The 26500-nt window shown below is 38.9% G+C and carries 26 protein-coding genes; 4 read left to right on the top strand and 22 right to left on the bottom strand.

Annotation, left to right across the window (positions count from 1 at the left end):
• Positions 1-217: 217 nt before the first annotated feature.
• From HII32_RS04585 to pth, 13 genes are all read right to left on the bottom strand, one after another.
• Complete coding sequence (locus HII32_RS04585) at positions 218-991, bottom strand: ABC transporter permease (RefSeq protein WP_172188711.1); 774 nt, start codon at positions 989-991, stop codon at positions 218-220.
• Positions 984-1640: an ABC transporter ATP-binding protein gene (locus HII32_RS04580; RefSeq protein ID WP_172188709.1), complete on the bottom strand. Its 657-nt coding sequence runs from the start codon at positions 1638-1640 to the stop codon at positions 984-986. Before HII32_RS04580 ends, HII32_RS04585 begins: the two co-directional genes overlap by 8 nt.
• A gap of 139 nt (positions 1641-1779) precedes the next feature.
• A complete protein-coding gene (gene dusB / locus HII32_RS04575) occupies positions 1780-2772 on the bottom strand; it encodes a tRNA dihydrouridine synthase DusB (RefSeq protein WP_172188707.1) in 993 nt (330 codons plus the stop codon).
• Positions 2773-2774: 2 nt separating this feature from the next.
• On the bottom strand, positions 2775-3674 hold the full coding sequence (gene hslO, locus HII32_RS04570; RefSeq protein WP_172188705.1) for an Hsp33 family molecular chaperone HslO: 900 nt from the start codon (positions 3672-3674) through the stop codon (positions 2775-2777).
• Positions 3675-3741: 67 nt separating this feature from the next.
• Complete coding sequence (gene ftsH / locus HII32_RS04565; protein WP_172188703.1) at positions 3742-5850, bottom strand: ATP-dependent zinc metalloprotease FtsH; 2109 nt, start codon at positions 5848-5850, stop codon at positions 3742-3744.
• 70 nt (positions 5851-5920) lie between these two features.
• Entirely contained in the window at positions 5921-6463 is a 543-nt protein-coding gene (gene hpt / locus HII32_RS04560) for a hypoxanthine phosphoribosyltransferase (RefSeq protein ID WP_172188701.1), read from the bottom strand.
• Between the two features lie 32 nt (positions 6464-6495).
• Entirely contained in the window at positions 6496-7974 is a 1479-nt protein-coding gene (tilS, locus tag HII32_RS04555; protein WP_172188699.1) for a tRNA lysidine(34) synthetase TilS, read from the bottom strand.
• The gene (locus HII32_RS04550) at positions 7949-8434 is read right to left on the bottom strand and encodes a S1 domain-containing RNA-binding protein (protein ID WP_172188697.1); all 486 of its coding nucleotides are present in this window, start codon (positions 8432-8434) and stop codon (positions 7949-7951) included. Before HII32_RS04550 ends, tilS begins: the two co-directional genes overlap by 26 nt.
• A gap of 156 nt (positions 8435-8590) precedes the next feature.
• Complete coding sequence (locus tag HII32_RS04545; protein ID WP_172188695.1) at positions 8591-8986, bottom strand: FtsB family cell division protein; 396 nt, start codon at positions 8984-8986, stop codon at positions 8591-8593.
• Between the two features lie 113 nt (positions 8987-9099).
• The gene (locus tag HII32_RS04540) at positions 9100-9372 is read right to left on the bottom strand and encodes an RNA-binding S4 domain-containing protein (RefSeq protein ID WP_172188693.1); all 273 of its coding nucleotides are present in this window, start codon (positions 9370-9372) and stop codon (positions 9100-9102) included.
• 1 nt (position 9373) lies between these two features.
• Positions 9374-10945, bottom strand: coding sequence for a putative polysaccharide biosynthesis protein (locus tag HII32_RS04535; protein WP_172188691.1), 1572 nt, complete (start codon positions 10943-10945; stop codon positions 9374-9376).
• Positions 10946-10949: 4 nt separating this feature from the next.
• Positions 10950-14468, bottom strand: a complete 3519-nt coding sequence (gene mfd / locus HII32_RS04530; protein ID WP_281355378.1) for a transcription-repair coupling factor — start codon at positions 14466-14468, stop codon at positions 10950-10952.
• Positions 14469-14495: 27 nt separating this feature from the next.
• Entirely contained in the window at positions 14496-15053 is a 558-nt protein-coding gene (pth, locus tag HII32_RS04525) for an aminoacyl-tRNA hydrolase (RefSeq protein WP_172188689.1), read from the bottom strand.
• A gap of 206 nt (positions 15054-15259) precedes the next feature.
• Between pth and HII32_RS04520 the strand changes: the two genes are divergently transcribed.
• Positions 15260-16207: an L-lactate dehydrogenase gene (locus HII32_RS04520; protein WP_172188687.1), complete on the top strand. Its 948-nt coding sequence runs from the start codon at positions 15260-15262 to the stop codon at positions 16205-16207.
• A gap of 180 nt (positions 16208-16387) precedes the next feature.
• Positions 16388-17032: a cyclic di-AMP binding protein CbpA gene (gene cbpA / locus HII32_RS04515; RefSeq protein WP_172188685.1), complete on the top strand. Its 645-nt coding sequence runs from the start codon at positions 16388-16390 to the stop codon at positions 17030-17032.
• Positions 17033-17133: 101 nt separating this feature from the next.
• Here cbpA and HII32_RS04510 read toward each other — a convergent pair whose 3' ends face one another.
• The 7 genes from HII32_RS04510 to HII32_RS04480 form a co-directional block, all read right to left on the bottom strand.
• Positions 17134-17505, bottom strand: coding sequence for a type II toxin-antitoxin system PemK/MazF family toxin (locus tag HII32_RS04510; protein ID WP_172188683.1), 372 nt, complete (start codon positions 17503-17505; stop codon positions 17134-17136).
• Positions 17506-17539: 34 nt separating this feature from the next.
• Positions 17540-17812, bottom strand: coding sequence for an antitoxin (locus HII32_RS04505; RefSeq protein WP_172188681.1), 273 nt, complete (start codon positions 17810-17812; stop codon positions 17540-17542).
• A 57-nt stretch (positions 17813-17869) separates the two neighbouring features.
• Positions 17870-18997 (bottom strand): alanine racemase, encoded by a 1128-nt coding sequence (gene alr, locus HII32_RS04500; protein ID WP_172188679.1) that lies wholly within the window; start codon positions 18995-18997, stop codon positions 17870-17872.
• 8 nt (positions 18998-19005) lie between these two features.
• Positions 19006-19365 carry a holo-ACP synthase gene (gene acpS / locus HII32_RS04495; protein ID WP_172188677.1) on the bottom strand — a complete coding sequence of 120 codons (360 nt, stop codon included), beginning with the start codon at positions 19363-19365 and terminating at the stop codon, positions 19006-19008.
• A 114-nt stretch (positions 19366-19479) separates the two neighbouring features.
• Positions 19480-21036: a degradosome RNA helicase CshA gene (gene cshA / locus HII32_RS04490; protein WP_172188675.1), complete on the bottom strand. Its 1557-nt coding sequence runs from the start codon at positions 21034-21036 to the stop codon at positions 19480-19482.
• A gap of 211 nt (positions 21037-21247) precedes the next feature.
• The gene (locus HII32_RS04485; RefSeq protein ID WP_172188673.1) at positions 21248-22630 is read right to left on the bottom strand and encodes a UDP-N-acetylmuramoyl-tripeptide--D-alanyl-D-alanine ligase; all 1383 of its coding nucleotides are present in this window, start codon (positions 22628-22630) and stop codon (positions 21248-21250) included.
• A 42-nt stretch (positions 22631-22672) separates the two neighbouring features.
• A complete protein-coding gene (locus HII32_RS04480; protein ID WP_172188671.1) occupies positions 22673-23431 on the bottom strand; it encodes a hypothetical protein in 759 nt (252 codons plus the stop codon).
• Between the two features lie 167 nt (positions 23432-23598).
• On the opposite strand from HII32_RS04480, the gene HII32_RS04475 reads away from it, so the two are divergent.
• Positions 23599-24069 (top strand): low molecular weight protein-tyrosine-phosphatase, encoded by a 471-nt coding sequence (locus tag HII32_RS04475; protein ID WP_172188669.1) that lies wholly within the window; start codon positions 23599-23601, stop codon positions 24067-24069.
• On the opposite strand, the gene HII32_RS04470 is transcribed toward HII32_RS04475, so the two are convergent.
• Positions 24066-24758 carry a class A sortase gene (locus HII32_RS04470; RefSeq protein WP_172188667.1) on the bottom strand — a complete coding sequence of 231 codons (693 nt, stop codon included), beginning with the start codon at positions 24756-24758 and terminating at the stop codon, positions 24066-24068. The genes HII32_RS04475 and HII32_RS04470 overlap by 4 nt on opposite strands.
• A gap of 60 nt (positions 24759-24818) precedes the next feature.
• Between HII32_RS04470 and HII32_RS04465 the strand changes: the two genes are divergently transcribed.
• Complete coding sequence (locus HII32_RS04465) at positions 24819-26039, top strand: multidrug efflux MFS transporter (protein ID WP_172188665.1); 1221 nt, start codon at positions 24819-24821, stop codon at positions 26037-26039.
• Positions 26040-26159: 120 nt separating this feature from the next.
• Here HII32_RS04465 and HII32_RS04460 read toward each other — a convergent pair whose 3' ends face one another.
• Positions 26160-26405, bottom strand: a complete 246-nt coding sequence (locus HII32_RS04460) for a type B 50S ribosomal protein L31 (RefSeq protein ID WP_172188663.1) — start codon at positions 26403-26405, stop codon at positions 26160-26162.
• Between the last annotated feature and the right edge of the window lie 95 nt (positions 26406-26500).

Below are 26500 nucleotides of genomic sequence, written 5' to 3'. Positions count from 1 at the left end.
TTTGTTTAATCGAAATTTTGTTCAGTTTTCAAAGGTCTACCTTGTTGTCTCAAACGCTTTGCAACGCCTTTTGACAACTATTTAAATATATCATTTTGTTAGCCATTCGTCAACAACTTTTTTAAATTTTTCATTTAGCAAAACTTGTTTAACTCGTTGGCGCATTTACTAATATACCAACTCAATATACATATGTCAACAAACAATTTAAAACATTTTACTTTTGTGTTCTATCAATCAGTTGATCACGACTATTATAGAACCCTTTATAGGCCCAATAACACGCCATCACTGATCCAAGACTAGTAGCTGCTAATAACATGAACGTAATCATAATTTGATATTTAATTGCATAAACCGGGTCAATACCAGCAAAAATTAAACCACTCATCATTCCTGGTAGGGTTACAATTCCCATCGTTTTGGTGGAATCAACAGTGGGCTGCATTCCCGTCTTAATACTTTCACGCAAAATGTTACTCGATGATTGTTTAATAGTTCCGCCTAAAGAGAGTTTTTCTAATACTTGTTGTCTTTCATCCCTAAAATTAGTATTCAGGTTTCGATAACACAAACCAATCGCGACCATTGATTGTGAAGCCATCATTCCTGTAATTGGAATCATTTGCATCGGAATAAACTTTAGTGCACCGGTGATAACCATAGAAAAAACAGTCACTCCCGTACTAACAAATATCGACACAATCGAAATCATTAAAGTATTAGGAATTCCATTACTACGTTTCATAGCATTGTAACCAGCATTAAAAACGATAATTAACATCATTACAATCGTTAAAATAACATTATCAATTTTAAAAATATACTTTAACAAATACCCTACTGCAAATAACTGAATAACCGCCCGCAAAACACCAATGATCATATCGCGATCGATACCTAACTTTTCGTGATAACCAATATAAAGCGCAATAAGAACTAATCCAGCGGCCAAAACTAATGAACTATTAGTAACTGCTAAATTATGCATGACTAACATCTCCTTTTAATTCACCATTTTCAATAGTAATTAATCGACTAGCATGATCCATTTCCTGTTGATCATGAGTAATAATAATCAACGTAATTTTATTATCCACATTAAAGTGTTCAATCATTTTATGAACTATTTGCTTACTGTCCTCATCTAAACCAGCAGTCACCTCATCTAGAATTAATACCTCGGGTAAAAACATCACATTTCTAAGCATAGCTACTCGTTGTTTTTCACCACCTGATAATTCAGTAATTGCCTTATCAAGATAGTTAGCATTTAAATCTACCAATTCCAAGGATTGTTTAGCATGCTGTTCATCAAATGGTTGATTGCGAATATCATAAGGAAATTGGAGATTATCTCTTACTGTATTACCAAACAAACTAGGCTGTTGAAAGCAATATGACACATGGCGCCGATATTCAATCGGATCATATGAATCAATTTCTTTATCTTTATATGTAACTGTCCCACTAGTTTTAGACAATAACGTTGCCAAAATTCTAGCTAAAGTGGACTTACCACTACCAGATGGGCCCGAAATAGTCAGCACTTCTTGTTCGTTTAATGAGAAACTAATATCCTTTAATATTTGTTGCTGACCGACTTGATACCCCAATCCATTAACCTCAAGCAAACTCATAATAAGCCCTCCTTTTATTAGAATCATTATAAACTAAATCTTTTATTATTGTATTCTCTTTTACTCTAAAATAACAGATATTTGCATTTAGAACAGTAAAAAAGGCTGGTATTCACCAACCTCTAATTAAATTATTCTATTATGCTGTAATTCCTTTAGCGATTAATTTGTCCACAAAATCATCCAATAGTGTATTAATTTCCGCTGCAGTCTGTGCATTCACAATGGCTACCTTAGTTCGTGCAGAACGTGAAATCCCCTTGAGATAGTAACCAATTTGGCTACGATAATCGACCACAGCCGCATGTTCTCCCTTTAACTCTACTAACCGATTTAAATGTGTTCGAGCGATCTTGATTTTTTCAAATGCCGTTGGTTCTGGTAATAATTCTCCAGTAGCTAAATAATGATTAGTGCGTTCTAACATCCAGGGATTGCCTTCGACCGCTCGACCAATCATGGCCGCATCAGCTCCCACTTCAGTAATCATTTTTTTAGCATCTTGTGGTGTTTTAACATCACCATTACCCATGAACGGAATGGTTAATTCATTGGCAACAGTCGCTAAAATATCCCAATCAGACTGTCCTGTATACATTTGTTTTCTGGTTCGACCGTGCATCGCAATTGCGGCAGCACCGGCTCGTTGAGCTGCCAAAGCATTTTCTACTGCATAAATATGCTCTTCATCCCATCCAGTTCGCATTTTAACCGTCACCGGCTTAGTTACCGCATCCGTGACATAAGAAACCATTTCGTAGACCTTATTAGGATCTAGTAACCACCGTGCCCCAGCCTCAGTTTTAACCACCTTATTGACCGGGCATCCCATGTTGATATCAATAATATCGGCTGCCGTGTGTTGATCAACAAATTTGGCAGCATTAACTAAGGTCTCTTTATCGCCGCCATAAATCTGAATGCTCATCGGATGTTCTTTAGCATCAACAAACATCATCTCCAGAGTTTTCTTATTTTGATACATAATTCCCTTATCAGATATCATTTCACAAACAACTAGTCCCGCACCAAATTCCTTGCAAATAACTCGAAACGCTGAATTGGTAACTCCGGCCATCGGTGCCACCACCACTTGATTGGGAATTGTTACATCACCGATTTTCCACTCCATAATTACTTCTCCTGTTGACTTTGGCTGGCTAAATCGATAATAGCGTTTAGTTGTTCTTCACTATATTCATACTTATTGTGGCAAAAATTGCAAACAATTTCCATGCCGTGTTGTTCATCCCGAATAGCGGTTAATTGATCTACTGGAATGCCCACTAAGTCGTTAGCAAACCGCTCTTTAGAGCAATTGCAGTAAAACTCAACTGGCATAGTAGTCAATAGTTGGAGTTGCTTCTCGCCAAAAATTTGGTTCAATATTTCTTCTGGGGTCTTGTTAGCTATTAACATTTCAGACAATGCTGGCAGTGTTTTTAATTTTTCTTCTAATTGACTAATGGCTTCTTCGCTAGCACCCGGAAGAACTTGAATCAGGTATCCCCCAGCCACTTGGATAGAATTATCACTATTTATCAATACGGAAACTGCCAACGCAGATGGAATTTGTTCTGATTGTGCCAAGTAGAAGGTAAAATCATCACCAATTTCGCCAGAAGTCAACGGTACACTACTGGTATAAGGTTCTTTATCCATCACATTTTTAGTCACTTCTAAATAACCATTAACCCCTACGACCTGACCAACATCAATTTCATTTTTATCGTTTAAGGTCAACTCAGTGTGGGGATTGGCCACATAGCCTTTGGCATAACCATTAGAATCTGCTTCAACCACAATGCCGCCAACCGGACCACCACCATTAATCTTGACAGTAATAGACTTACCAGACTTATCAGTAGATGTTGCTAGTAGTGTAGCGGCGACTAACGTCCGCCCTAAAGCAGTAGAAGCCGCACTCCAAGTATCATGCTTAACTTGTGCTGTCGTTACCATTTGAGTGGCATTAATGGCGTATGCTCGAAACATGCCGTCATTTGTAATTGCTTTTGCTAAATAATCTTTCATTATTTTCTCCTTTAATAAAGTAAAAAACGAGTCTAGGGAAAAATCCCTAAGCTCGCCTTACTTAATACTAAAATCTGTTTGGATTGTCATCATCATGGTTATCATGTGATTTAGGATCGACAATCTCATCAGGTCGTTCAACGTCTTCATTTGGATCTTCAATTCCGTCGTCATTAAGTGCTTTTTTACTCATCTTATCTTGACGTTCAGCTTCTCGGCGCTCTAATTCCCGTTTAGATTCTTCAAATGTAGCAGCATGTTCACTTGGGAACTGGTTACTGTCATCATCTTCAGGCATCTTACCGGTATTGTAAAGTGAGAGAATTTGTTTTTCATCCAAGGTTTCATACTTCAACAAAGCTTCGGCAATAATCTTATGTTGCTCTCTGTGAGCTTCAATGATTTTCTTAGCTTCTTGATGACCTTCATCAGTAAAACGACGAACTTCAGCATCAATAGTAGCTGCCGTTTCCTGTGAATAAGTAGGACCATATGATTCTTGAGCTGGATTTTCTAATTGAACATTACCAAGCTTTTCACTCATTCCGTATTGAGTAACCATAGCTCGAGCCATGTTAGTAGCTTGTTCAAAGTCATTAGAAGCCCCAGATGATTGTGAGTCGAAAATGATTTCTTCGGCAGCACGACCACCCATTAAACCAGCAATTTGTTCCATTGCGTCCTTTTTAGATAACAATTGTTGATCTTCTCTTGGCAACATGATGGCATAACCACCGGCGCGGCCACGAGGGACAATGGTAACTTTATGAACCACACGAGCATCATTTAGAACTAAACCGACAATGGTATGACCAGCTTCGTGATAAGCCACTGTTTGTCGTTCTTTGTCAGAAATAACTCGATTACGTTTAGCTGGACCAGCAATTACGCGATCCTCAGCTTCATCGACATCGGTTGCATCGATTTCTCGCTTATTACGACGAGCAGCTAACAAAGCAGCTTCATTCAGTAAGTTAGCCAAATCTGCCCCGACAAATCCGGGAGTTTGTTGTGCCACTTCTCGTAAATCAACATCACTAGATAATGGCTTATTTTTAGCATGAACTTTCAAAATAGCTTCTCGACCATTAACATCTGGACGACCAACCAAAATCTTCCGGTCAAATCGACCAGGACGAGTCAAGGCTGGATCTAAGACGTCCGAACGGTTAGTAGCTGCAATAACAATAACGCCTTCATTACCACTAAATCCATCCATTTCAACCAATAATTGGTTCAATGTTTGTTCCCGTTCATCATGGCCGCCGCCCATACCGTTACCACGTTTTCGTCCAACCGCATCAATTTCATCAATAAAGATGATTGCAGGTGCTGCTTTCTTAGCTTGATCAAACAAATCACGTACTCGACTAGCCCCGACCCCGACAAACATTTCCACGAAATCAGAACCAGAAATTGAGTAAAACGGTACATCAGCTTCACCGGCTACGGCTTTAGCTAATAAAGTTTTACCAGTTCCGGGAGGTCCTTCAAGTAAAACACCATGAGGGATTTTAGCTCCTAAACTAGTAAATTTACGAGGATCTTTTAAGAATTCAACAACTTCAACTAATTCTTGTTTTTCCTCTTCTTCCCCAGCAACATCAGAGAAACGAACCTTGTTTTCTTTGCTATCAGCTGGCTTGGCCTTTGATTTACCAAAGCGCATAACGTTGTTATTGCCACCGCCTTGGCCACCACCGGCCCGACCCATCATCATGTAGAAGAACCACACGAATAATAGTAATGGTAGAACAGTCATTAGCATGTTAACCCAGAATCCACTGGATTCTTCTTGCTTAGCGTTCATCTTCACATTATTGTCTTGAGCCGCCTTGGTGATTTCAGAAATTGATGAATTATTCTCTAACACAGTTGTAGTGAACTTGGTAACTGGTTTTTTCACCGTTGAATTGCTCAAAAAGCCATTATCAACCTTGACTTCTTGAACCTTCCGATATGTACCAGAAACTTTATAAACACCACCACTTGGCTGAATCGAGAAACTTTGAATCTGATCATCCTTCAATTTCTTCACAAATTGACTGGATTGGATTTCTTGTGTTTGAGTATTGGTGTTGCTACCGCTAAACCAGTAGATCACGCCCATAATCAGCAAGAAAACAACAATGTAAAATAGACTATTTCTAAAAAGCCCATTTTTCTTTGAGTTCATCGATGTCCTCCTAAAATGTTTTTTTCATGTTAATACCCAAGATATTAACACATTTGACCTTATTTGACTATTAATTAGTTGAATAAATTTCAGGTTTTAATACCCCAACATACGGTAGGTTACGATACTGTTCCTTATAATCAAGTCCATAACCCACAACGAATTCATTAGGGACCACAAAACCAACAAAATCTGAAGTTGCTTCAACCACGCGACCACTAGGTTTATCTAATAAAGTACAAACCTTAACATCACTGGCTCCACGTTGCTTCAAAAGGTCGATTAAATATTTTAACGTTCGCCCAGTATCTACGATGTCTTCAATCAAAAGAACTTCTCTACCACTGATATCAGTAGAAATATCAGTTACTAAATCAATGGTACCACTCGATGCTAATCCACCGTGATAACTAGAAACGTCAATAAAGTCGGTTTCCATATAAGTGTCCGCATTACGCAAAACATCAGCCATAAAGAACACTGCTCCACGTAGTACCCCAATTGCAACTGGAACCCGGTCTTTATATTCTGCTTGAATTTCTGCTCCCAATCGTTGGCAAGCGTCCGCAATATCTTGTTCACTATACAGGGTCTTTAAAATATCATTGTTCATCTACTAGAAATTCCTCTCTGTTTGCGTATGACTTATTGGTCTTTTCTTTGGTGATATAGATAATATGGATGGGTATTTGAATCAATAATTGTTACCGCCGTTTTCACTCCTGGTACCGCCACGACTTGATCATCATTAGTCACTAGCACCTGAACGTTGGACCGCTCATCTCTAGCCACTTTTTGATTAATTAATAGGCGCCGCAGTGATTGGTGTCCGGTTTTTAGAGCTAACTTATCTTGTTTAGCAGCTAAACGTAGCCATAATGGCAACTGGTTGGCCTTTAGGTTTATTTGACCCGCATAAGTTAATTGTGCACCGGATTGTGGGGTTTCAAAAACGCCAAATAATTCTCCCGACCAAATTGGAAACCACTGATTCAATTTTACCATAAAATCAGAGACAGGTTTATCTTCACTCCTGCTTTGTTTGGTCATCTTAGTAATTTTTAAATAATCATATTCACGAACCGCTTGCCAGTCGTCCGTTAACTGAATATATCCTGTCGTTTTATTATCATTAACCACTAGTTGCCAAATGGCTAAAACCTGAATTTCCTTCACATCCGGTACCTGAGCCATTTTTTCTAATAAATAACGAATCCACGAACTAGTGGCTGCCAGCGGACTTTTAGTTAACTCAGTTAAGGACACTCGCCATTGGTTGTCGTCAATTTTAGTAGTAATTTGCGCCATGATCGGTTGCATTAATCCTTCTAAATCACTTAACGTTCGTTCCAATTGAGCAGCGTAGTCAGTAATGTGATCTAACGCACGCGGATTTTGTTGTTGTAGCCATGGAAGTGCTTGATGCCGATAACGATTTCTAGTAATACTCAAATCATTATTAGTTACATCCTCAAACCAAGTCAATTGATGGGTGGTGGCATAATGACGTAATTGTTGCTTACTAGTGCTTAAGAACGGCCGAATTAATTGATGTGATTTAAAAGAACGATCAAACTGAATTCCCGTTAATTCTGCCAGGGCCCCACCACGAGTCAATTTCATCAAAATAGTTTCAGCCTGATCGTTTTGATGATGAGCTGTTAAAATTTTATCAATTCCCAACCGATTGGCCTCCTGGTTGAAAAAAGCATAACGAAACTCCCGGCCAGCATTCTCCACCCCAGTATCGGGATGATCGGCTAGTTTCCAATTGATTTTAATTAGATCAATTTGATGTTCGTCACAGTACTTAGTTAAAAAAGCAGCCTCGTGAATACTTTCATCCCTTAATTCATGATTAACGTGTAGAACCGTTAGTTTGGGACGGGGGATAACTTTTTGTAACACATCGAGTAATACCATCGAGTCTACTCCCGTAGAAACGGCTACTAATAGTGGTTCTTGCTCTTGCCACCACTGAAATTGTTGATTTAATTTTTCTAATCGATTCACTAAATTCACATTATCACCTGTAATTTCAATATCTATGTTTAAAATAAAAAAGACGGGAGTTCTCATCCCGACTTTACTGGCAATATTAACTTCGGCGACCGCCACGACCACCACGCTTACCTTCAGTGTTATGCTTTAAGGTTGCTAGTCGGTCTTCGCTTTCCTTCAAGAATCCTGACATCATGTCATCAAAGCTCATTGCTTTTTTCTTAGGTGCATGAGAGCTATTACTATGACCACCACGACTGTTGTGTTGCCCATAGCTTGAATGTTCATGATGATCGTGATGCTGTGAATGGTTACGGTCTCGGTCTGAATGTTCGCTAGATTGCGGTTTATCAACCGCTTTTCTGATTGAGAGCCCAATTTTATGATTTTCATCAATCTTGAGAACCTTGACGGTGACTTCATCGCCAACTTTCAATATATCATGAATATCCTTCACATAGCTGTCAGATATTTCACTGATATGAACTAATCCGGTTTGGTGGTTCCCTAAGTCAATGAACGCACCAAAATTAGTAATGCCCGAAACTTTGCCGGTTACTTTTTCCCCAACTTCAATTGCCATTTAACCAAGTTTTCCTCCTAAATATAATGTCATCAGTATATCATACTTTAGTTTTAGACTTAAAGGGGTCTTTCCAAGATAAATCGCTGATTTGACTTTTTTAGCAAACGGTTTCAATGACTCCAACAAAAAAAAGCAGTTGGTTTAACCAACTGCTTACTTGTCATTAACGTCTTTAGAAACATCACTTGGAAAAGTATAAACTGTTTCGCCAGATTTAGTGTAGTAATAACGATTACGAATAATTTTTTCACAATAATCGGGATCATTTAATTGCTTAACTTTAGTGTTAAGCTGTTTTTGTTTTGTGGTTTTTTGCTTAATCTTACTTTTTTGTTTGGTAACTTGAACCTGAGTTTGAGCCAAGTTAGCTTTAGCATGAATAATTTGATAAGTAAATAACAGCACAAACGCGGCAAAGACCCCTAAAATCACCATTGCTCGATTACGGCGTTTTTGTTTAACTACGGCTGCTTGAGCAGCTAGTTGTCCTTGTTCTTTAACATAACTATTATTTAGTCGATGAATCTTGTTTTGCTGTTTGTCCACCATTATTCCCCTCACTAATGCCAAAATATTGCAAGTAAAAAGCTCTATAAGTGGAGTATATCAACTATCAATAGCCTTGTCTAGGTGATTTGAATGCCTTTACAAAAACATTAAATTTATTCTTGATCAAAATTTTTGGCATAATCTTCACTAATAATTTCGTACATCATGGCTGCATCATCTTTTTTAGTGGTATCTAGTAACTGTTTTACTTGCACCGTTAAGGTCTTGTTTCCAAAACTAATTACTAGCTTATCCCCAACATGCACTTCAGAAGATGATTTCGCTGGACGATCATTAATAGTAATTCGTCCTTTATCAGCAATTTCTTTGGCGACTGCTCGTCGCTTAACAATTCGTGAAACCTTTAAAAATTTATCTAATCGCATATTAGTTTCTCCTCATTCGTTTCATTATTCGCTTCATAAACGGAATACTAAACCATTCGCGAACCGTTAAAACGTGCCAACGGTTGATCAATCGCAAAAAAGTTATCGCTCCCAGTGGAATGGTTACTATTAAAATTAAAATGGCTTTAATTCGTGAAAAGCCAATCAGTTCTGTAATAATGATTGACGTAATGCGCACTACTACTGCCATAATCACTGCTGCCATTAGGGTTTGACGAACTGGTTTAGCATGCCAAATTGGCACTAGCTGTCTAGCCATTAGTGGTAACAATCCCACCATAACAATCAAACTCAATACCGTACTAATACTAGCCCCTAAGGTACTTGTATACGCCACTAACGGTTGTGTAATGAATATCTTAACTACGATACCAACTAAAATCGTGATAATCACTGGTAAATAGCTCCCGGTACTTTGTAAAATACTATTTTCACTTAACAAGATGGTTGCAAAAACAATGCTAAAACAATAAGTTGCTAAAGTGCCATCTAGTTGAGTACTGGAAAATAATACCGTATTAATTTCAGGCATTAAGGCAGCTAAGCCAGCACTAATAGCTACTGCCAAAACCAAATTAACGTGCGCACTAGTCTTACTCAATCGATGGAAGTTCACCAATTCTTGTTTTCTATGAACCGCCGTTAAACGTGGTAGCACTGCGGTAGTCATTGCCGTACCGATAACTAATCCAAATTGAACTAACGTCTGCCCCCGATCAAAAATTCCTTTTAAATTCACGGCATCGCTAGCTAAAAAGCCATAGTCAACTAATCCTTTGGTTACCGTAAATGAATCCACCAATTGCATTAAAATCATCACCGCGGTAACAAGGCAAACAGCGCCACCCTCTAAAATAATTTGACGCAGTAAATGATTAGATCGCAATGCCACAGATTTATGTTGTAATTGTACTCGCCAAATTGAACGATGATAAAAAGCTCCCCCAATAATTAACAGAGATGCCACTCCAGCTACCGGAGCGGCAGCCATAGCCCATTTTCCCATCACATATGCATTAATATGATTATTATAGGCCCAGACCGCTACTAAGATAATCAGGGTTACTCGCACCAACTGTTCAATAACCTGCGAGTAAGCCGTCGGCCGCATATCCCCAATTCCTTGAAAATAACCACGACCTACTGCCAAAGATGGCGATAGTAAAAATAACCAACTAACCACTTTAATTTCCGGTGCTAATCGCGGATCCCCCATCATTGTCGCTAACCAATTGGCCTTCCATTGTAAAAAGACAAAAAAGATTAGTGATAAAACAGTTAACCACTGCCAAAGAGAACGCAATAAGCGCCAACGAACAGCATCATCATCGTGTTCAGCCATAAGGCGAGAAATAAATACCGGTAGCCCGTTTAAAGCAATAGTCATGGCAATCCCATAGAGTGGATAGACCTGTTGGTAAACATAAAAACCAACGTTCCCCACTAAATTTTGAAACGGAATTCTATAAACGGCACTTAAAATTTTAGCAATAATGCCAGTAACCGCCAAAATAGTCGTTCCTTGGACCATTTTAATACTAGATTTACTCATGTTCTTAATCCCCGTCAGTCAACTTTTCCCGTCGATAATCTGCCAAAATGGTCATTAGTTTGGTCAATTGTTCAAACCAATCCGTTAACTTAGGCTGAATAATCAAAGAAATAACGTAGTGATCGTCTACTTTACTAGCTTTGGGGCGAAAGTCGGTCATGCTAATGGCCTTAAACAATTCTTCGCCATCATAAACGGTGTTAGCCCGCTTATCAAAATTAATGGTCAGTTGTTTATCTCGTTGCCGAATATTAGTGACTAAAGCTGCATCGGCACTTAACTTTAATTTTTCGACTGCTAACAAGTTAGCTACTGCCGGCGGGTATTCTCCAAACCGATCAATCAAATCGTCTACCACTTCGTCTAGTTGTTCCTGATTTTGCACCTGTCTAATTCGTTTATACAACTCAATTTTGTGTTGCTTATCTTCAATATATTCATCTGGTAAATAAGCTTCCACTGCTAATTCCAGGGCGGCGTCCGTGTTATGAACCACCTTTTTCCCTTGTTTTTTGGCAACAGCATCTGACAACATTTGGGTATATAAATCATAACCAACTGAATCAACAAATCCATGTTGTTGCTTACCTAGTAAGTTACCGGCACCACGAATAGATAAATCACGCATCGCAATTTTAAAGCCTGAACCTAATTCCGTAAAATCTCGAATGGCTTCTAATCGTTTCTCACCCACTTCGGTTAATACCTTATTAGGTTGGTACATAAAGTAAGCATAAGCCACTCGACTGCTGCGACCAATTCGACCACGTAATTGATAAAGTTGAGATAATCCCATCTTGTCCGCATTTTCCACAAATAATGTATTGACGTTGGGGATATCCACTCCGGTTTCGATAATTGTAGTGGTAACCAAAACATCATATTCACCATTAACAAAATCATAGAGAATATTTTCCATCTGAACTTCCGTCATTTGACCATGGATGTATCCCACCCGAGCATCTGGAACTAGTTCTTCTAGATTCGCCACAACTTGTTCAATATCTTCTACTCGATTGTGCAAGTAAAATACTTGACCACCTCGCTGCATTTCCCGTTGAATACCATCAATAATGGCTCCCGGATTTTGTTCCATAACATAGGTTTGGATAGGATAACGATTAGCTGGCGGTGTTTCAATCAACGATAAATCTCGAACCCCCATCATTGACATATTTAATGTTCTAGGAATTGGGGTGGCTGTTAAGGTTAAAACATCTACATCTGAACGTAGTTGCTTAATTCGTTCTTTATGTTTGACCCCAAAACGTTGTTCTTCATCGATAATTAACATTCCTAGATCTTTAAACTTCACGTCTTTAGACAATAAGCGGTGAGTTCCGACCACGATATCTACACTACCATCAGCTAATCCCGCTAAGGTGTCCTTTACTTCTGCTCGCGTTTGGAATCGGGATAATACCCGTACTTCCACCGCAAAATTATTGAACCGACTCACCATAGTTTCATAGTGTTGTTGTGCCAAAATAGTGGTAGGTACCAAAAAGGCGACTTGTTTGCCCACTTCGATAGCCTTAAAAGCAGCTCGTAATGCGACCTCAGTCTTACCGTAGCCCACATCCCCCACTAATAAACGATCCATGGGCCGGGATTGTTCCATATCATGCTTAATTTCGGCAGTACTTCTTAATTGATCACCGGTTTCGGAATATGGAAAGGCTGCTTCAAATTCATTTTGTAACGCATCATCTTTAGGATAAGCGTAACCTTTTTCCGCGCTTCTGGCCGCATATAATTCAATTAAATCATCGGCGATATCTTCAATTTTAGCCGCCACTTTTTGTTTAGTTTTAGCCCACTCACTACCACCTAATTTATTGATTTTGGGCGTTTTATCATCAGCTGAGACGTACTTTTGAATTAAATTAAGTTGAGTGACGGGAATAAAGATTTGGGCATTATCCCGGTAAGTAATCGTTAAGTAATCTTGGTGCTTACCGTCTACTTCCATCGTCTTCATGCCTTCATAGCGACCAATTCCGTGATTAACGTGCACCACGTAGTCACCAGGCTTTAAGTCAGTATAGCTTTTAATTCTTTCGGCATTGTTAAAAGTTTGGTGGCTAGGTCGTTTCTTAGTTACTTGACCAAATAATTCTTTTTCAGTGATGATAGCTAAATTAGCTTCCGGCAATTCAAATCCATTGTGCAATTGACCAGAAATGATTTGAACCGTTTCCGGAATAATATTATCCGCCGTCGTTTGCGTCACAGCAATTTCAAAATCAGCCATGGTTTTGGCGACCTTTTGAACCCTGAGTTCATCGTCAACTAACATAATGACGGTTTGTTTTTGTTTCTGCCACCGACCGACCTCAGTTTTTAACATCGGCATTTGCGAAAAGAATTGTTGCATGGGACGAGTGGTTAAATCAACCACGTCATCTAATCTCATTTTGCCTAGTCCCTTTTGAAAAAGTGACAATAATATCTGAGCGTGTTGATCGGCTTTAAAAACTGTCGCTAAATCGGTAGTGTAATGTGTTGCTTGAAAGGCCTTACCAGCTTTAACTTCATCGGCTAACCAATTTTGTTGGCTACCAGCCAAGTCCCGATCAGCATCTTGTAGCCGTGAATAATCATCAAAAATCGTAATACCATCCGTGCTTAAATAATCCAATAAAGTAGTGGGTTGCTCATATAACCACTGACTATATAACACCAGTGAAGTATCGGCTAACCCAGCCTGAATATCGGTGATTTGGGACTCAACATGATCAGTTAATAAAGCCGCTTGTTCAGCATTAGCCTGGCTAGTTTCTTTTTTTAAAACATCCGTTAGTTTTTTAACTAATATTTGTCGTTGAACATCCGTAATTAAAATATCGGAGGCTGGTAGGATTTCTACTTCAGCAATATTTTCGATACTGCGTTGATCGGCTGAATCGAAAATTCGCATGGAATCGACTTCTGTATCAAAAAAATCCAGTCTGACTGGATAATCATTGTTTAACGGATAAACGTCCACGATGGAACCGCGAATCGAATATTCCCCAGGTGCCGCAACCATTTTTTGGTTAACGTAACCCATTTGGTGTAAGTTTAAACGTAATTGAGTTAAATCCACTTCATCACCAATGGTTAACTTCAACTTAGCTGCCTTAAACTGTTCCGGCGATGGTAACAGCCGTCTTAATCCTGACACTGCCGTCACGATAACTGCAGGCTGACCACTTAATAATTGATTCAACGCTAAGACTCGTTGAGAACGAAAAGCTGGTGAACTAGTGGCTAGTTCGGCAGCAATCATTTCTTCCACCGGAAATTCATACACCATATCTGGTGGTAAAACGTTCACTAAATCACTTACCAATTGGTCAGCGTGATATAAAGTATCACAAATCACGATGATGGGTTGGTGCTGATTTTTAACAATTGTAGCTAACAGCAGCGTCGTTGCTGAGCCATTACTACCCGTAACTAATTGTCGACTATTAGATGCCACATTCCGCATTAAAGTTTGATACTGCGGAATCTGGGTCAGTAACTGATCAAATTCCAACGCAACTCCTCCTACTAATTCAAATTACTAATTATATTTATTTTCTAATTCAGTCATACTCATTCCAGTAATCCAATCATCTAAACCAGCGACTGCCGTATCGAGTGCTTGGTTAATCATGGGTTGTTGATCGGCCGTAAATCGACCTAAAACGTAATCTACTACTTTAGTTTGCTTAGGATGTTCAATCCCCACTTTTAAGCGGGCAAATTCTTTAGTACCTAAATGCTCAATAATACTCTTGATACCATTATGACCCCCGGCAGAACCCTTGTCACGAAAACGCACTTTACCCACTGGTAAATCCATATCATCATGAACAATGATGACGTCATCAATAGAAACATCAAAGTATTTCATCAAGGGATGGACTGCCCGACCGGATTCATTCATAAAAGTGGTTGGCTCAACAACCATAACTTTGGTGCCGTTGACTACACCAGTACCATATTTAGCATCCATTTTACGGGTATTAATCAAAATACCATGCTCACTAGCAAACGCTTCTACGGCCATAAAACCAGTATTATGACGCGTACGGTCATATTGGGGACCGATATTTCCTAATCCAACAATCATTTTCATTTTAAAGCTTCCTCACTGACTGCCAACACAAACAGCCGAACGGGCTTTGCGTTCAGCTAATTGGCACAATTTTTATCGGTTCATTATACCATACAATATTTAACAATTTTTTCACTAAATCCATGCTTCCCTACTGCTCCCATGCTATACTAGGTTTGTTCAATAAATTAAGGTCGTAAAGATCACATTTGAAAGGATATTTTTATATGGCATTAGGTCGTCAAAAAGTTGCCCTTGTAGGTGACGGTGCGGTTGGTTCATCATACGCTTTTGCAATGATGCAACAAGGAATCGCTGAAGAATTCGTAATTATCGATGTTGTCAAAGAACGAACTGAAGGAGACGCGTTAGATCTTGAAGATGCTCAAGTATACACTTCACCAAAACACGTTTATTCAGGTGATTACGACGACTGCTCCGATGCAGACGTTGTAGTAATTACTGCTGGTGCCCCACAAAAGCCCGGCGAAACTCGTCTTGACCTTGTTAACAAGAACTTGAAGATTATGCAATCAATCATCAAGCCTATTGTAGCATCAGGTTTTGATGGCATTATCGTAGTTGCAGCTAACCCAGTTGATATTTTGACTTACGCTGCTCAAAAATTCTCTGGCTTCCCTAAGAACCGTGTCTTCGGTAGTGGTACTTCACTTGATACTACCCGTCTACAAGTTGCTTTGGGTAAGAAATTAAACATTGACCCTCGTTCAATCGATGCTTACATTATGGGTGAACATGGGGATTCAGAATTTGCTGCTTTGGATGAAGCTACAGTTGGTTCTGTACCATTGGTTTCTCTTGCTGAAAAAGCTGGTCTTTCAAAAGATGACTTACTTCAAATCGAAGATGATACTCGTAACAAAGCTTACGAAATCATTAACCGTAAGGGAGCTACTTTCTACGGTATCGGTACTGCCTTGATGCGCATCACTAAGGCTATCTTAAACGATGAAAATGCTGTGTTACCTGTTGGTGCTCCACTTGATGGCCAATATGGTTTAGATGACATTTACATCGGTACTCCAGCTATTATCAACGCTTCTGGTGTTGCTAATGTCTTGGAAGTTCCATTGAGTGATGATGAAATGAAGAAAATGCAAGCTTCAGCTGAAACACTTAAGAAAACTACTGCTGATGGAATGAGCAAACTTTAATTCCTAGCAATAAAAAAACGGCCATCATGGCCGTTTTTTTGTACCCATAGTAAAAATTCAATGGTAAAATAATTTTAATCATTGGTAAAAGCTATTCAAGTTGATCAGAATAATCTTTTTAGATGATGATATGTTATTATATAGGTAGTATCTATCACAGTTTGATTGGAGGAATTGGTTATGTTAATGAAATCATTGATTAAGCCCAAAGACCGGCTCACCACTGTTTCTGAAAGCACCACCATTGAAGATGCATTAAAAGTTTTGGAAAATTCTAATTTCCGTTGTGTTCCTATTTTAGACGAAACTGGAACTATTTTTCGAGGTAACATTTATCGAATGCACATTTATCAACACAAAGCGAACGGTGGCGACATGTCTCTTCCCGTTACAACTCTGTTGAGAAATGCGACCAAATTCATTAATATCAATTCAGCCTTTTTCCATGTTTTCTTCTCTATTAAAGACTTACCATACATTGCAGTTTTAGATGAACAAAACAACTTCTATGGTATTTTGACACATACTCGTTTATTAGATATGTTGTCTCAATCTTGGAACGTTAATGTGGGTAGTTACGTTTTAACGGTTATCGTTCCTGGTGGTCGTGGTGATTTAGAAGACGTTACTAAGATTATCACTAAATACACTGGCATCGCTAGTGTTATCACTTTAGATGATCAAGAAGGCGACGAAATTCACCGCATCATGTTTACTTTACCAGCATCAGTGGATAAAGACCGGGTTAACCGTATTATTGCCGCTCTTGAACGAAAAGAATTTAAGGTTCCAGAAGTAGAAGACTTAAAATCAGAAAATCAATAATTTAAACATAAAAAAACCAGTTGCTAAGTAAGCAGCTGGTTTTTTTATTAAGTTATTACCGCTAATAAAAGCAGCATGATAGTTGCCAAATTATGTACTACTCAGCGAGCCGCAACCTCAACAGGAATTTCTAAGCTGATTTGTAACGCTTTGTCGACTCGCTTCATGATAGAACTGCGTAGATGAGTTACTTGATCCTTTAAGCGTTGTTTATCAATAGTGCGAATTTGTTCTAATAAAATAACTGAATCTCGATCTACCCCATCCTTTGTGGTTATACCGACATGCGTAGGCATTTTGGGCTTAGAGATTCTAGCAGTAATAGCTGCCACAATCACCGTGGGACTGTAATGATTTCCCACATCATTTTGAATAATTAACACCGGTCGCATCCCGCCTTGTTCGGAACCCACCACCGGGGATAAATCAGCAAAAAAGACATCACCACGTTTGAATGTCTTCTTATCACTCATTAAACATCCCTCCTATTTAATTATTAATCAGTTTTCATAAAATCTTGGTGCGGGCCCTAGTTAAGACCGTCTCAGCATCTTCTTCACAACAAGTAAATTCACTGGTAATCTCCCGATTTAAGCGCGCCATTTCAACATAGCCTTCCATTAATTGTTGGGCTACATTGGGATCCTTCACAAACTTATCAATTGCAATAGACGCCAGTTTGGTTTGAGCTAAGCTGACTTCTTTACAAACTCGCTTCATTCGTTGTACTTTTTCAGCACTAATTGCTACGGAATAAGACCGCGTAAAATGTGTTGTCATTGTGATTTCCCCACTTTATCACTAACTTTTTTATTTCTTACCAACGTTAGATTATTCCTAAATGTATTTTCTAGGTAGTCGTTGACTAAAACCACATAATATTTCATAACTGATAGTTCCAGTATACTCCGCAATGTCGTCTGCGGAAATCATTTTATCTCCAGACTGCCCCATAACCGTCACTTTAGTTCCAACTGGAAGCTCGTGCGGTAACTTAATCATAAACTGATCCATACAAACCCGACCAACAATTTCGCATTTTTGGCCATCAATTAAAACATAAAATCCCTGTAAATTACGAGGAATTCCGTCCGCGTAACCAATTGGAACTGTCCCAATCCATTCCGGCTGTGTAGTGGTATAAGTAGCGCCATACCCGATAGATTTGCCAGCTGTCACTTGTTTGCAATAACTAATCTGTGTCTCCAAACTCATTGCAGGTTCAAGTGAATAAGGTAATTGTTCAATTTCTCGACCCGAAGGATTATAACCATAACCGGAAATACCATAGCGAACCATATTGCTACCAGTATAATCATGCCACAAACTTGTTGCAGAATTAGCCACGTGGACGTATTTGGGTTGGGGGTTAACTACCGTCATTAAGTTTTTAAAATTAGTTAATTGATATTGAAAATATGCATCATCAGCACTATCCGCCGTGGAAAAATGAGTGAAAATTCCATCAAAATTAAAATAATTAGCATTAGCTTGTAATGTTGTCAGTGCCTGAGTTAACTCCATTTTATTTTGAAAACCAATTCGCCCCATACCAGTATCCAATCCAAAATGAACACTTAGTGGTTTAATCTCCGCCAAATCATTAAACATAACGGCCACTTGAGTTAACCATTGAGCTGATGAAACCGTTAATGAGATGTTATTTTCAGCAGCCACGGCGGCATCAGCCGGATCAGTTAATCCTAATACCAAAATGGGATAATCAACAATACCAGCAGCTCGTAATTCCAGCGCTTCGTCTAAAACTGCCACACAAAAGCCACTTGCTCCTGCTTTAATAGCTACTTGGGCTACTTGAACAGCCCCATGGCCATAGCCATCTGCTTTGACTACCATAAATAATTCAGTTCCAGCATTTAACCTTTCAGTGGCCATCTTAATATTGTGGTAGAGATGTTTTTGGTTGATTATTAGTTGAGCATTTCGATGATTAGCAACTACCATTTGAACAATTATCCTTTCTCTTCCAACAAAACTTGCGTCATAACCAAAGTATCCGTATGAGAAATGGAAATCAATGCCGTTCCTTCATATGGTTGATACAAAAAATATGGCTGCCCGTTTTCGTTATTTAAAATACAAATATCTAAAAAATTAACCGCGCGACCGATTCCGGTCCCAAACGCTTTACTGTATGCTTCCTTAGCAGAAAAACGACCAGCTGCAAATTCTAGTCGATGCTGCCCCGTTCGTTTTTGGTAACTAGCTAACTCTTCTGGTGTCAAAACCTTTGACAAAAAATGTTGGTGCGTGGCAATCAACGTCTCAATTCTATTTATTTCAGTAATATCGATTCCAATTCCCGTTACCATCACGTTAGCGCTCCTCAAACCGTAAAAGTATTAATCTATATCATACCATGGTATATCTTTTTCATCAAAAAAATACCACAAAAAAACGCCCACCTAGTGGACGTTTTTTAATAACTAGTCACCATTTTTAATGGTGAAACGACGTTTACTACCGCCATTATTTTTATTGTGGCTACTATTGTTATCTTTATTGTTACGACGACGATCGCGATCGCGGTCTCGATCACGACTGTGACCACCATGACCGTTACCACGGCCACCGCCATTGCGACCATGACCACCACCGCTACGACGATTACGATCATAGTGACGATTACCACCACGACCATTATTACGACCACGACCACCATGGCCATGACGAGGAAGTGGACGTTCTGGTGTAATCTTAACCTTCACGTTGTCTCGAGTAGTATCGTTTAGCAAAGCGGCTACCAAATCAGTAGCATCATATTCACTAAGTAACTTATTAGCCATATCAGCAAAACGTTCTGTCTTGGTTTGACTAATTAATTTACCAATTTGAATTTCAGCAACTGATAGTTGGCCCTTGAAAGCTTCTTCTTCCGAAGGTGGCTTCAATGGTAACATCCGTACTTTGGTTAACTTTTCAATTTCACGCAAGTAATCCATTTCATTTGGTGTTGCAAAGGTAATAGAAACACCATGCTTGCCGGCCCGACCTGTTCGGCCTACCCGGTGAACATAACTTTCTGGATCTTGAGGAATATCATAGTTATAAACGTGAGTAACACCAGTAATATCAATACCACGAGCAGCCACATCTGTTGCTACTAAAATATCAATCTTACCTTGTTTAAATTCACGCATAATTTGAGTCCGACGTGATTGAGTTAAGTCACCGTGCAAGCCAGCTGCTTTGTAACCACGGGCAACTAATCCCTTAGACACTTCATCAACTCGACGTTTAGTCCGACCAAAGACGATGGTAACTTCTGGTGATTGAACATCGAAGAAGCGAGTCATTACGTCAAATTTTTCATGTTCTTTAATCTTAACGTAGTATTGATCAATTAAATCAGTGGTCAATTCTTTGGCTTTGATTTTAACATGATGTGGTTCTTTCATAAATTGAACCCCAACCCGTTTAATTTCAGGTGGCATTGTTGCAGAGAACAACAATGTTTGGCGTTCTTCTGGTGTTTCCTTGATGATAGATTCAATATCATCTAAAAAGCCCATGTTAAGCATTTCGTCAGCTTCATCAAGCACTAAGAACTTCAAATGTTCTAACTTTAATGTATGCCGGCGAATATGGTCCAAAATACGACCAGGAGTTCCTACCACGATTTGTGGATGGCTCTTTAATGAGTTGATCTGACGGCGAATATCTGCACCACCATAAACTACTTGTACCTTAGCATGTTCATCTTTACCAAGACGATAAATTTCTTCTTGCGTTTGAATAGCAAGTTCTCGAGTTGGTGAAATGATTAAAGCCTGAACGTTTGGGTTCTTCAGGTCAATATTTTGTAAAATAGGTAGACCAAATGCTGCGGTCTTACCAGTACCTGTTTGGGCTTGACCAATGACGTCTTTACCTGCTAACACCATTGGAATTGTTTCTGCTTGGATGGGAGTGGCTTCTTCAAAACCACTTGATTCAACAGCTGATAAAAGGCTGTCTGATAGTCCTAATTCGTTAAACTTCAAAAATGTTTCCTCCTAAAATATGAAACAATCAGTGATTCCGTTGCTAACTAGCAAAAAATCCGTTTTGCCGGGAAGCGTTAACAGCTTGATCAAATAATTATGCCATTTAAATAACCTTATTAATGTACTACTTTAACGATACTTTGGCAAGCAATTGCTTCGCCAATAAAAAACGATATAACCTATGTAAATGGTTACACCGCCAACTATTTTATTCAGCTGTAAGAGCTGCTACCACTTGCTCTAGGTGAATTCCATGACTCGCCTTTAGCATGATTGCATCTGTTGCTAATAAATTATTTTTTAAATCATTGGTCAGCTCAGTTAATTGGTCTCGATGGTAATAATGAACTCGTTGACCGAAGGCTGGTTGAACTTTTTTAGCTAGTGCCTCAATGTCTTCACCAATTAAATAAAGTTGATCAATTTGAGCAGCTGGCAGTTCCGTAGCTAATCCTGCATGCATTGATTTGGATTGCTTCCCTAATTCCAGCATGTCACCTAACACAACTAGCTTACGTCCCTCGGTTGGTGTAGCCAAAAAGGCTCGTAAAACTTCTTTAGACGCCGTGGGATTAGAATTATAAACATCAGAAAGAATCGCTTCTCCTTGATTACCAGTCAACCATTCGGTCCGATTTTTGGTAACTTCAAAGTCCTTCAAAGCGCTATTAATCACTTGATCCGGAATCTGGAATAAACGGCCCACTTCAATAGCTGCTAGCGCATTGTTAACGTTATATTCCCCTAATAATGGGATTGCGTAAGTACGCTCTGGATCCACATTAATCTTGAATTCAGTCTTATCACGACTTGGATAAATAGCCAATGAGTAAATATCGTTGTCCGTATTTTTACCAAATGTACGCTTCATAGCATCAACATCAGTAGCCCGTTCTTTTAATAATGGTTCATCCCCATTATATACAAAATAACCGTCTGATTTTAAGCCATGCGTAATTTCCATTTTGGCGTCAGCAATTTTATCTCGTGTTTCAAAAAATTCAATATGAGCTTCACCAATCATTGTAATAACCGCCACATCGGGTGAGACTAATTTACTTAAGAAATCTAGTTGTCCCGGACGATCCATGCCTAACTCAATTACTAAAAATTCAGTATTGGCTTCCATTTGAAGAACCGTGTATGGTACCCCAATTTCGTTATTAAAATTATCAAACGTTTTAGTAACGTTGAAGTTTTGGCCTAAAATAGCCGCAATCATATCCTTCGTAGTGGTTTTACCGTTACTACCAGTAACTGCTACCACCCGGGGATTAATTTTATCTAAATAATGCTTACTAAGTTCTTGATAAGCTTCTAGAGGATCTTCTACCACTAACACTGCAATCTCACTAGGAACACTATCAACATGATCTCTAGCCCAAAAAGTAGCAACTGCGCCGTGGTCAATGGCACTTTGGACGTATGTATGACCATCGTGGGCCCCTGCTAACGGGATAAACAAATCACCCACTTCTAACTGGCGACTATCAAAATTAGTACCAGTAACGGTAGTGTCTAAATATTTTGAATTTAAATACGTTTGATCAGCGTTAACTGCTTTCGCAATTTCTGCGACAGTCATCTTCATTGTCTAATCGCTCCAATAATTCTTATTTTTGATTCAGCCTTTTTAATGAGAATCGTTCCATTTCAAGTCCCATTTCGATGTTTGAATATTATACATCAAATAACCCACAATTTCAGCATTTTCTGTTACCGAATTAGTTTTTAAAATGATACTAGCTTGTTCTGGTTTTTTGGGAACCAGTAGTGGAATTTGATAAACTTTATGCCGTTCTACTAACGAATCAAATAAAATAAATAAACCATCATTGCCCCTCGTAATCAAATCAATCAATATCGGTCTATCAATGTCGGTGATGGCTAATGGTCGTAAAAAGACCCGGCGGTAATTATGATTTTCTCGCAAATTACGTTTAATACTGATTTCTAAAATATGGTTAAATGATGAAAAACGACGATAAAAAGTCCGTAAGGTGCCATCATCTTGTTCCAAATAAATATATTGATTAAGTAATTTAGAAGAAAATGGGCGCCCAATGGGATTTCCCATATGCGCCAAATAAAGTAAATCGGCAATTTCATTTGCCATTAAACTATTTAAACTATCGTCATTGCGATAATCGATGAACTTTTTGGTTGCTAAATTGCGGTTGAGTAGATAACGTCTCACTTCATTAGTTCCCCGGATCATGCTAAACCGTGAGTGTGAATTATAGCCGTTAGCTGCCTCAACGTTATTTTGCAATAAAATAATGTCCTCTGGTAATTGTTCCAAGCCGTTCACATAATCTGCCGCTGAGATTCCCGCCGACAAAACCATGTTTGTAAGTGGATTTGTATTTATAAAAACGTAACTAGCCGGCATAAAAACTTCCCCCAACCTAAATATTTTCTAATCTTCATTGTACTCTTAATCGACCAAATTGTCCGTACTTACCTATAATTATTAGTCCCATTTGTTTATAACTAAATTTGCCCTTTTACTAAATAACTGATAGCATGTTTTTATTAATGGATTTTGAGGATGAAAAAATGGTAAAAGTATTATTTGTTTGTCTAGGAAATATTTGTCGCTCCCCAATGGCCGAAGCCATGTTTACCAAGATGGTAGCTGATGCTGGCTTAAGTAGTCAAATTACCGTTGCTTCAGCGGCCACTAGTACCGAAGAGCAAGGAAATCCTGCTCATCCTGGCGCTCAAGCCGAAATGAGAAAACACGGCTTAGATCCTAGTCAATTAATTTCCACCCCAATTACTAGAGCCGATTTTGATAATGCTGATCTAATCATCACCATGGATGCTCAAAACGTTCGGAATTTAAAGCGCATGGCTCCTGCCGATGATACAGCAAAAATCAAATTAGCATATGACATTTTACCAGGTCATCAAGGTGAAGAAATTCCTGATCCTTGGTATGATCACCGCTTTGACCGCACTTACCGGCAACTAAGCGAAACACTGCCAGCCTGGTTAGATGCCATTAAAGCACAATATCAGCTTTAAGCTGCACTATTAACGGGCCCGTTAAAGGCTCGTTTTATTTTTGAATCAGCCTGATTAAGTGCGTACTGATCTACTAAAGCCCCCCGAACCATTAATCTACCAGCTCCAGTAGCGTCACAAGTAATTAAGGTAACAATTTTTTGTTTAGTTTGATCGACTACTTTAACATCTGTCGCCGCAATGAATTTACGCTGGTATACTTTGTAGACATAGACTTTTTTCATATCAGTTAAATAGACCTTGGCACCAACCGCAGTCTTATAATAAAGAGGACCAAATAACACATCTTTAGCAACCATATGGTGACCTGCTAGAGGGTAATTACCTTCGCCCATTTTTTGATCAGCTCTCATAGTACCAGCCGCTAAAGCTAAAGTTTCGTTAGAAACTCCCAGCCCAATAGGAAGATGTAGGCCCGCGCTTGGTATTAATATTTGGCCACCTAACTGAATGTCATCACTAGAAAAACGGGCCTTCATGGCTGACTGTAAGTCTAAACTTTTCACCTGTTTAAAATCATAGTTAGCTTTTTTAGTATTCGCTTTTTTAACCGTTTTTTGGGTAACCTTAGGCTTGTAGGATTCAATTACCGTATCTTTAATTTGTCGATTAAAAATCAAAGTTAACGAAAGTGCTAATAATAACGTGAAGCCGATGATTTTAATCGCTTTTAACCATTTTTTGTTCAATTATTTTGCCCCGTTTCTTATTTTTGTCACTTAGCTTTTAAGCAAAGGAAGTCGTTTATTTTGTCAAAAGATTCAAATTCCGCTAATAGTTGGCGGGAAAATTTAGCCATTCTTTGGTTTGGTACCTTCATGACCGGGATTGGCTTTAGTGAAGTTATGCCCTTTCTCTCCCTTTACGTTGATACTTTAGGTCATTTTACCCACGCTCAATTGAGTTTGTACAGTGGGCTTGCTTTTTCAGCCACTTACCTAGTTTCCGCTGTGGTTTCACCACTATGGGGCCAATTAGCTGATCGGACTGGCCGCAAAGCCATGTTGTTACGAGCCTCCCTGGGAATGGCCTTCGTATTTGCTTCCATGGGTCTAGTCACTAACGTCTGGCAATTAATCATTGCTCGTTTAATTCAAGGAGTCTTTTCCGGTTACATCAGTAATGCTAATGCCTTAATTGCTACTCAAGTTCCTAAACAAAAAAGTGGGCAGGCCTTAGGCACTTTAACAACCGGCATTGTTTCCGGTACTTTGTTAGGACCGTTGTTAGGTGGGACTTTGGCTTCTGTTTTCACTTATCGGGTCACTTTCTTTATTACCGGTGCCATTTTATTGTTGGTCTTCATTTTAACTCTCTTTTTCATTCACGAAGATTTCACTCCTGTTAAAAAAGCCGAAATGCTTGACACAAAAGGCGTGATTGCTGATTTAAAAGCTCCCAAATTAGTATTTGGCATGTTTATTACCACTATGATTATTCAAGCATCCAATAACTCGATTTCACCTATTTTATCATTATACGTTCGACAAATCATGCATAACAGCGCTCAAGCTACTTTCTTCAGTGGGGTTGTGGCCTCCATTCCTGGTATTTCTACCTTAATTGCCGCTCCTCGTTTAGGAAAACTCGGAGATCGTATTGGTGCCGAAAAATTATTAATGGCGGGCTTTTGTTTAGCAGTAGTCATCTATATTCCGATGGCCTTTGTTACTAACGTTTGGCAGTTAATCGCCTTACGATTCATTATGGGAATCGGTAATGCCGCTATGTTACCTTCCGTTCAATCCCTACTAGCCAAAAACACTCCGCCAGAAGTTACTGGGCGAATTTTCAGTTGGAATCAATCATTTCAATCAATGGGAAATGTTATCGGTCCCCTAATTGGTTCAATGGTTTCAACTCAATTTGGTTATTCTGGCGTCTTTATTTCTACGTCACTGTTAGTTATCTTAAACCTAGTATTAGTTACCGGCGAAACCCATGAATTACGTAAATCAACTCGTTCATAATATATTATAGTTTCCATTTTCGGTCTAGTTTAACGAATGGAAACTTTTTTATTACCCATTTTTAAATTTAACCCAACAAAAAAACGGACCTCAATTGAATGAGATCCGTTTTTTTTAAAATTATTTGTTGAAACCGTATTTCTTGTTGAAACGGTCCACTGCACCATCGGCTTGAGTGAACTTTTGCTTACCAGTGTAGAATGGGTGAGAATCTGATGTGATTTCAACCCGAATCAATGGGTAAGTCTTACCTTCATATTCAGTAGTTTCGTCAGAGTTCTTAGTTGAACCAGCTAAAAACTTGAAACCAGTACTTGAATCTTGAAATACAACTTCGTGGTAATCTGGATGAATTCCTTTTTTCATTATATATCGCTCCTTTGCCCTGAATCATTTGCTGACCCAGAGATTATCGTTTAGTCAACTTTATTAGTCTATCACACCAAATTGGTGCTGACAAG

Source organism: Lentilactobacillus kribbianus (genome assembly GCF_013184075.1).
Classification (GTDB): Bacteria; Bacillota; Bacilli; order Lactobacillales; family Lactobacillaceae; genus Lentilactobacillus; species Lentilactobacillus kribbianus.
The sequence above is the reverse complement of the archived record's forward strand: the minus strand, read 5'-3'. Positions and strand labels throughout refer to the sequence as shown.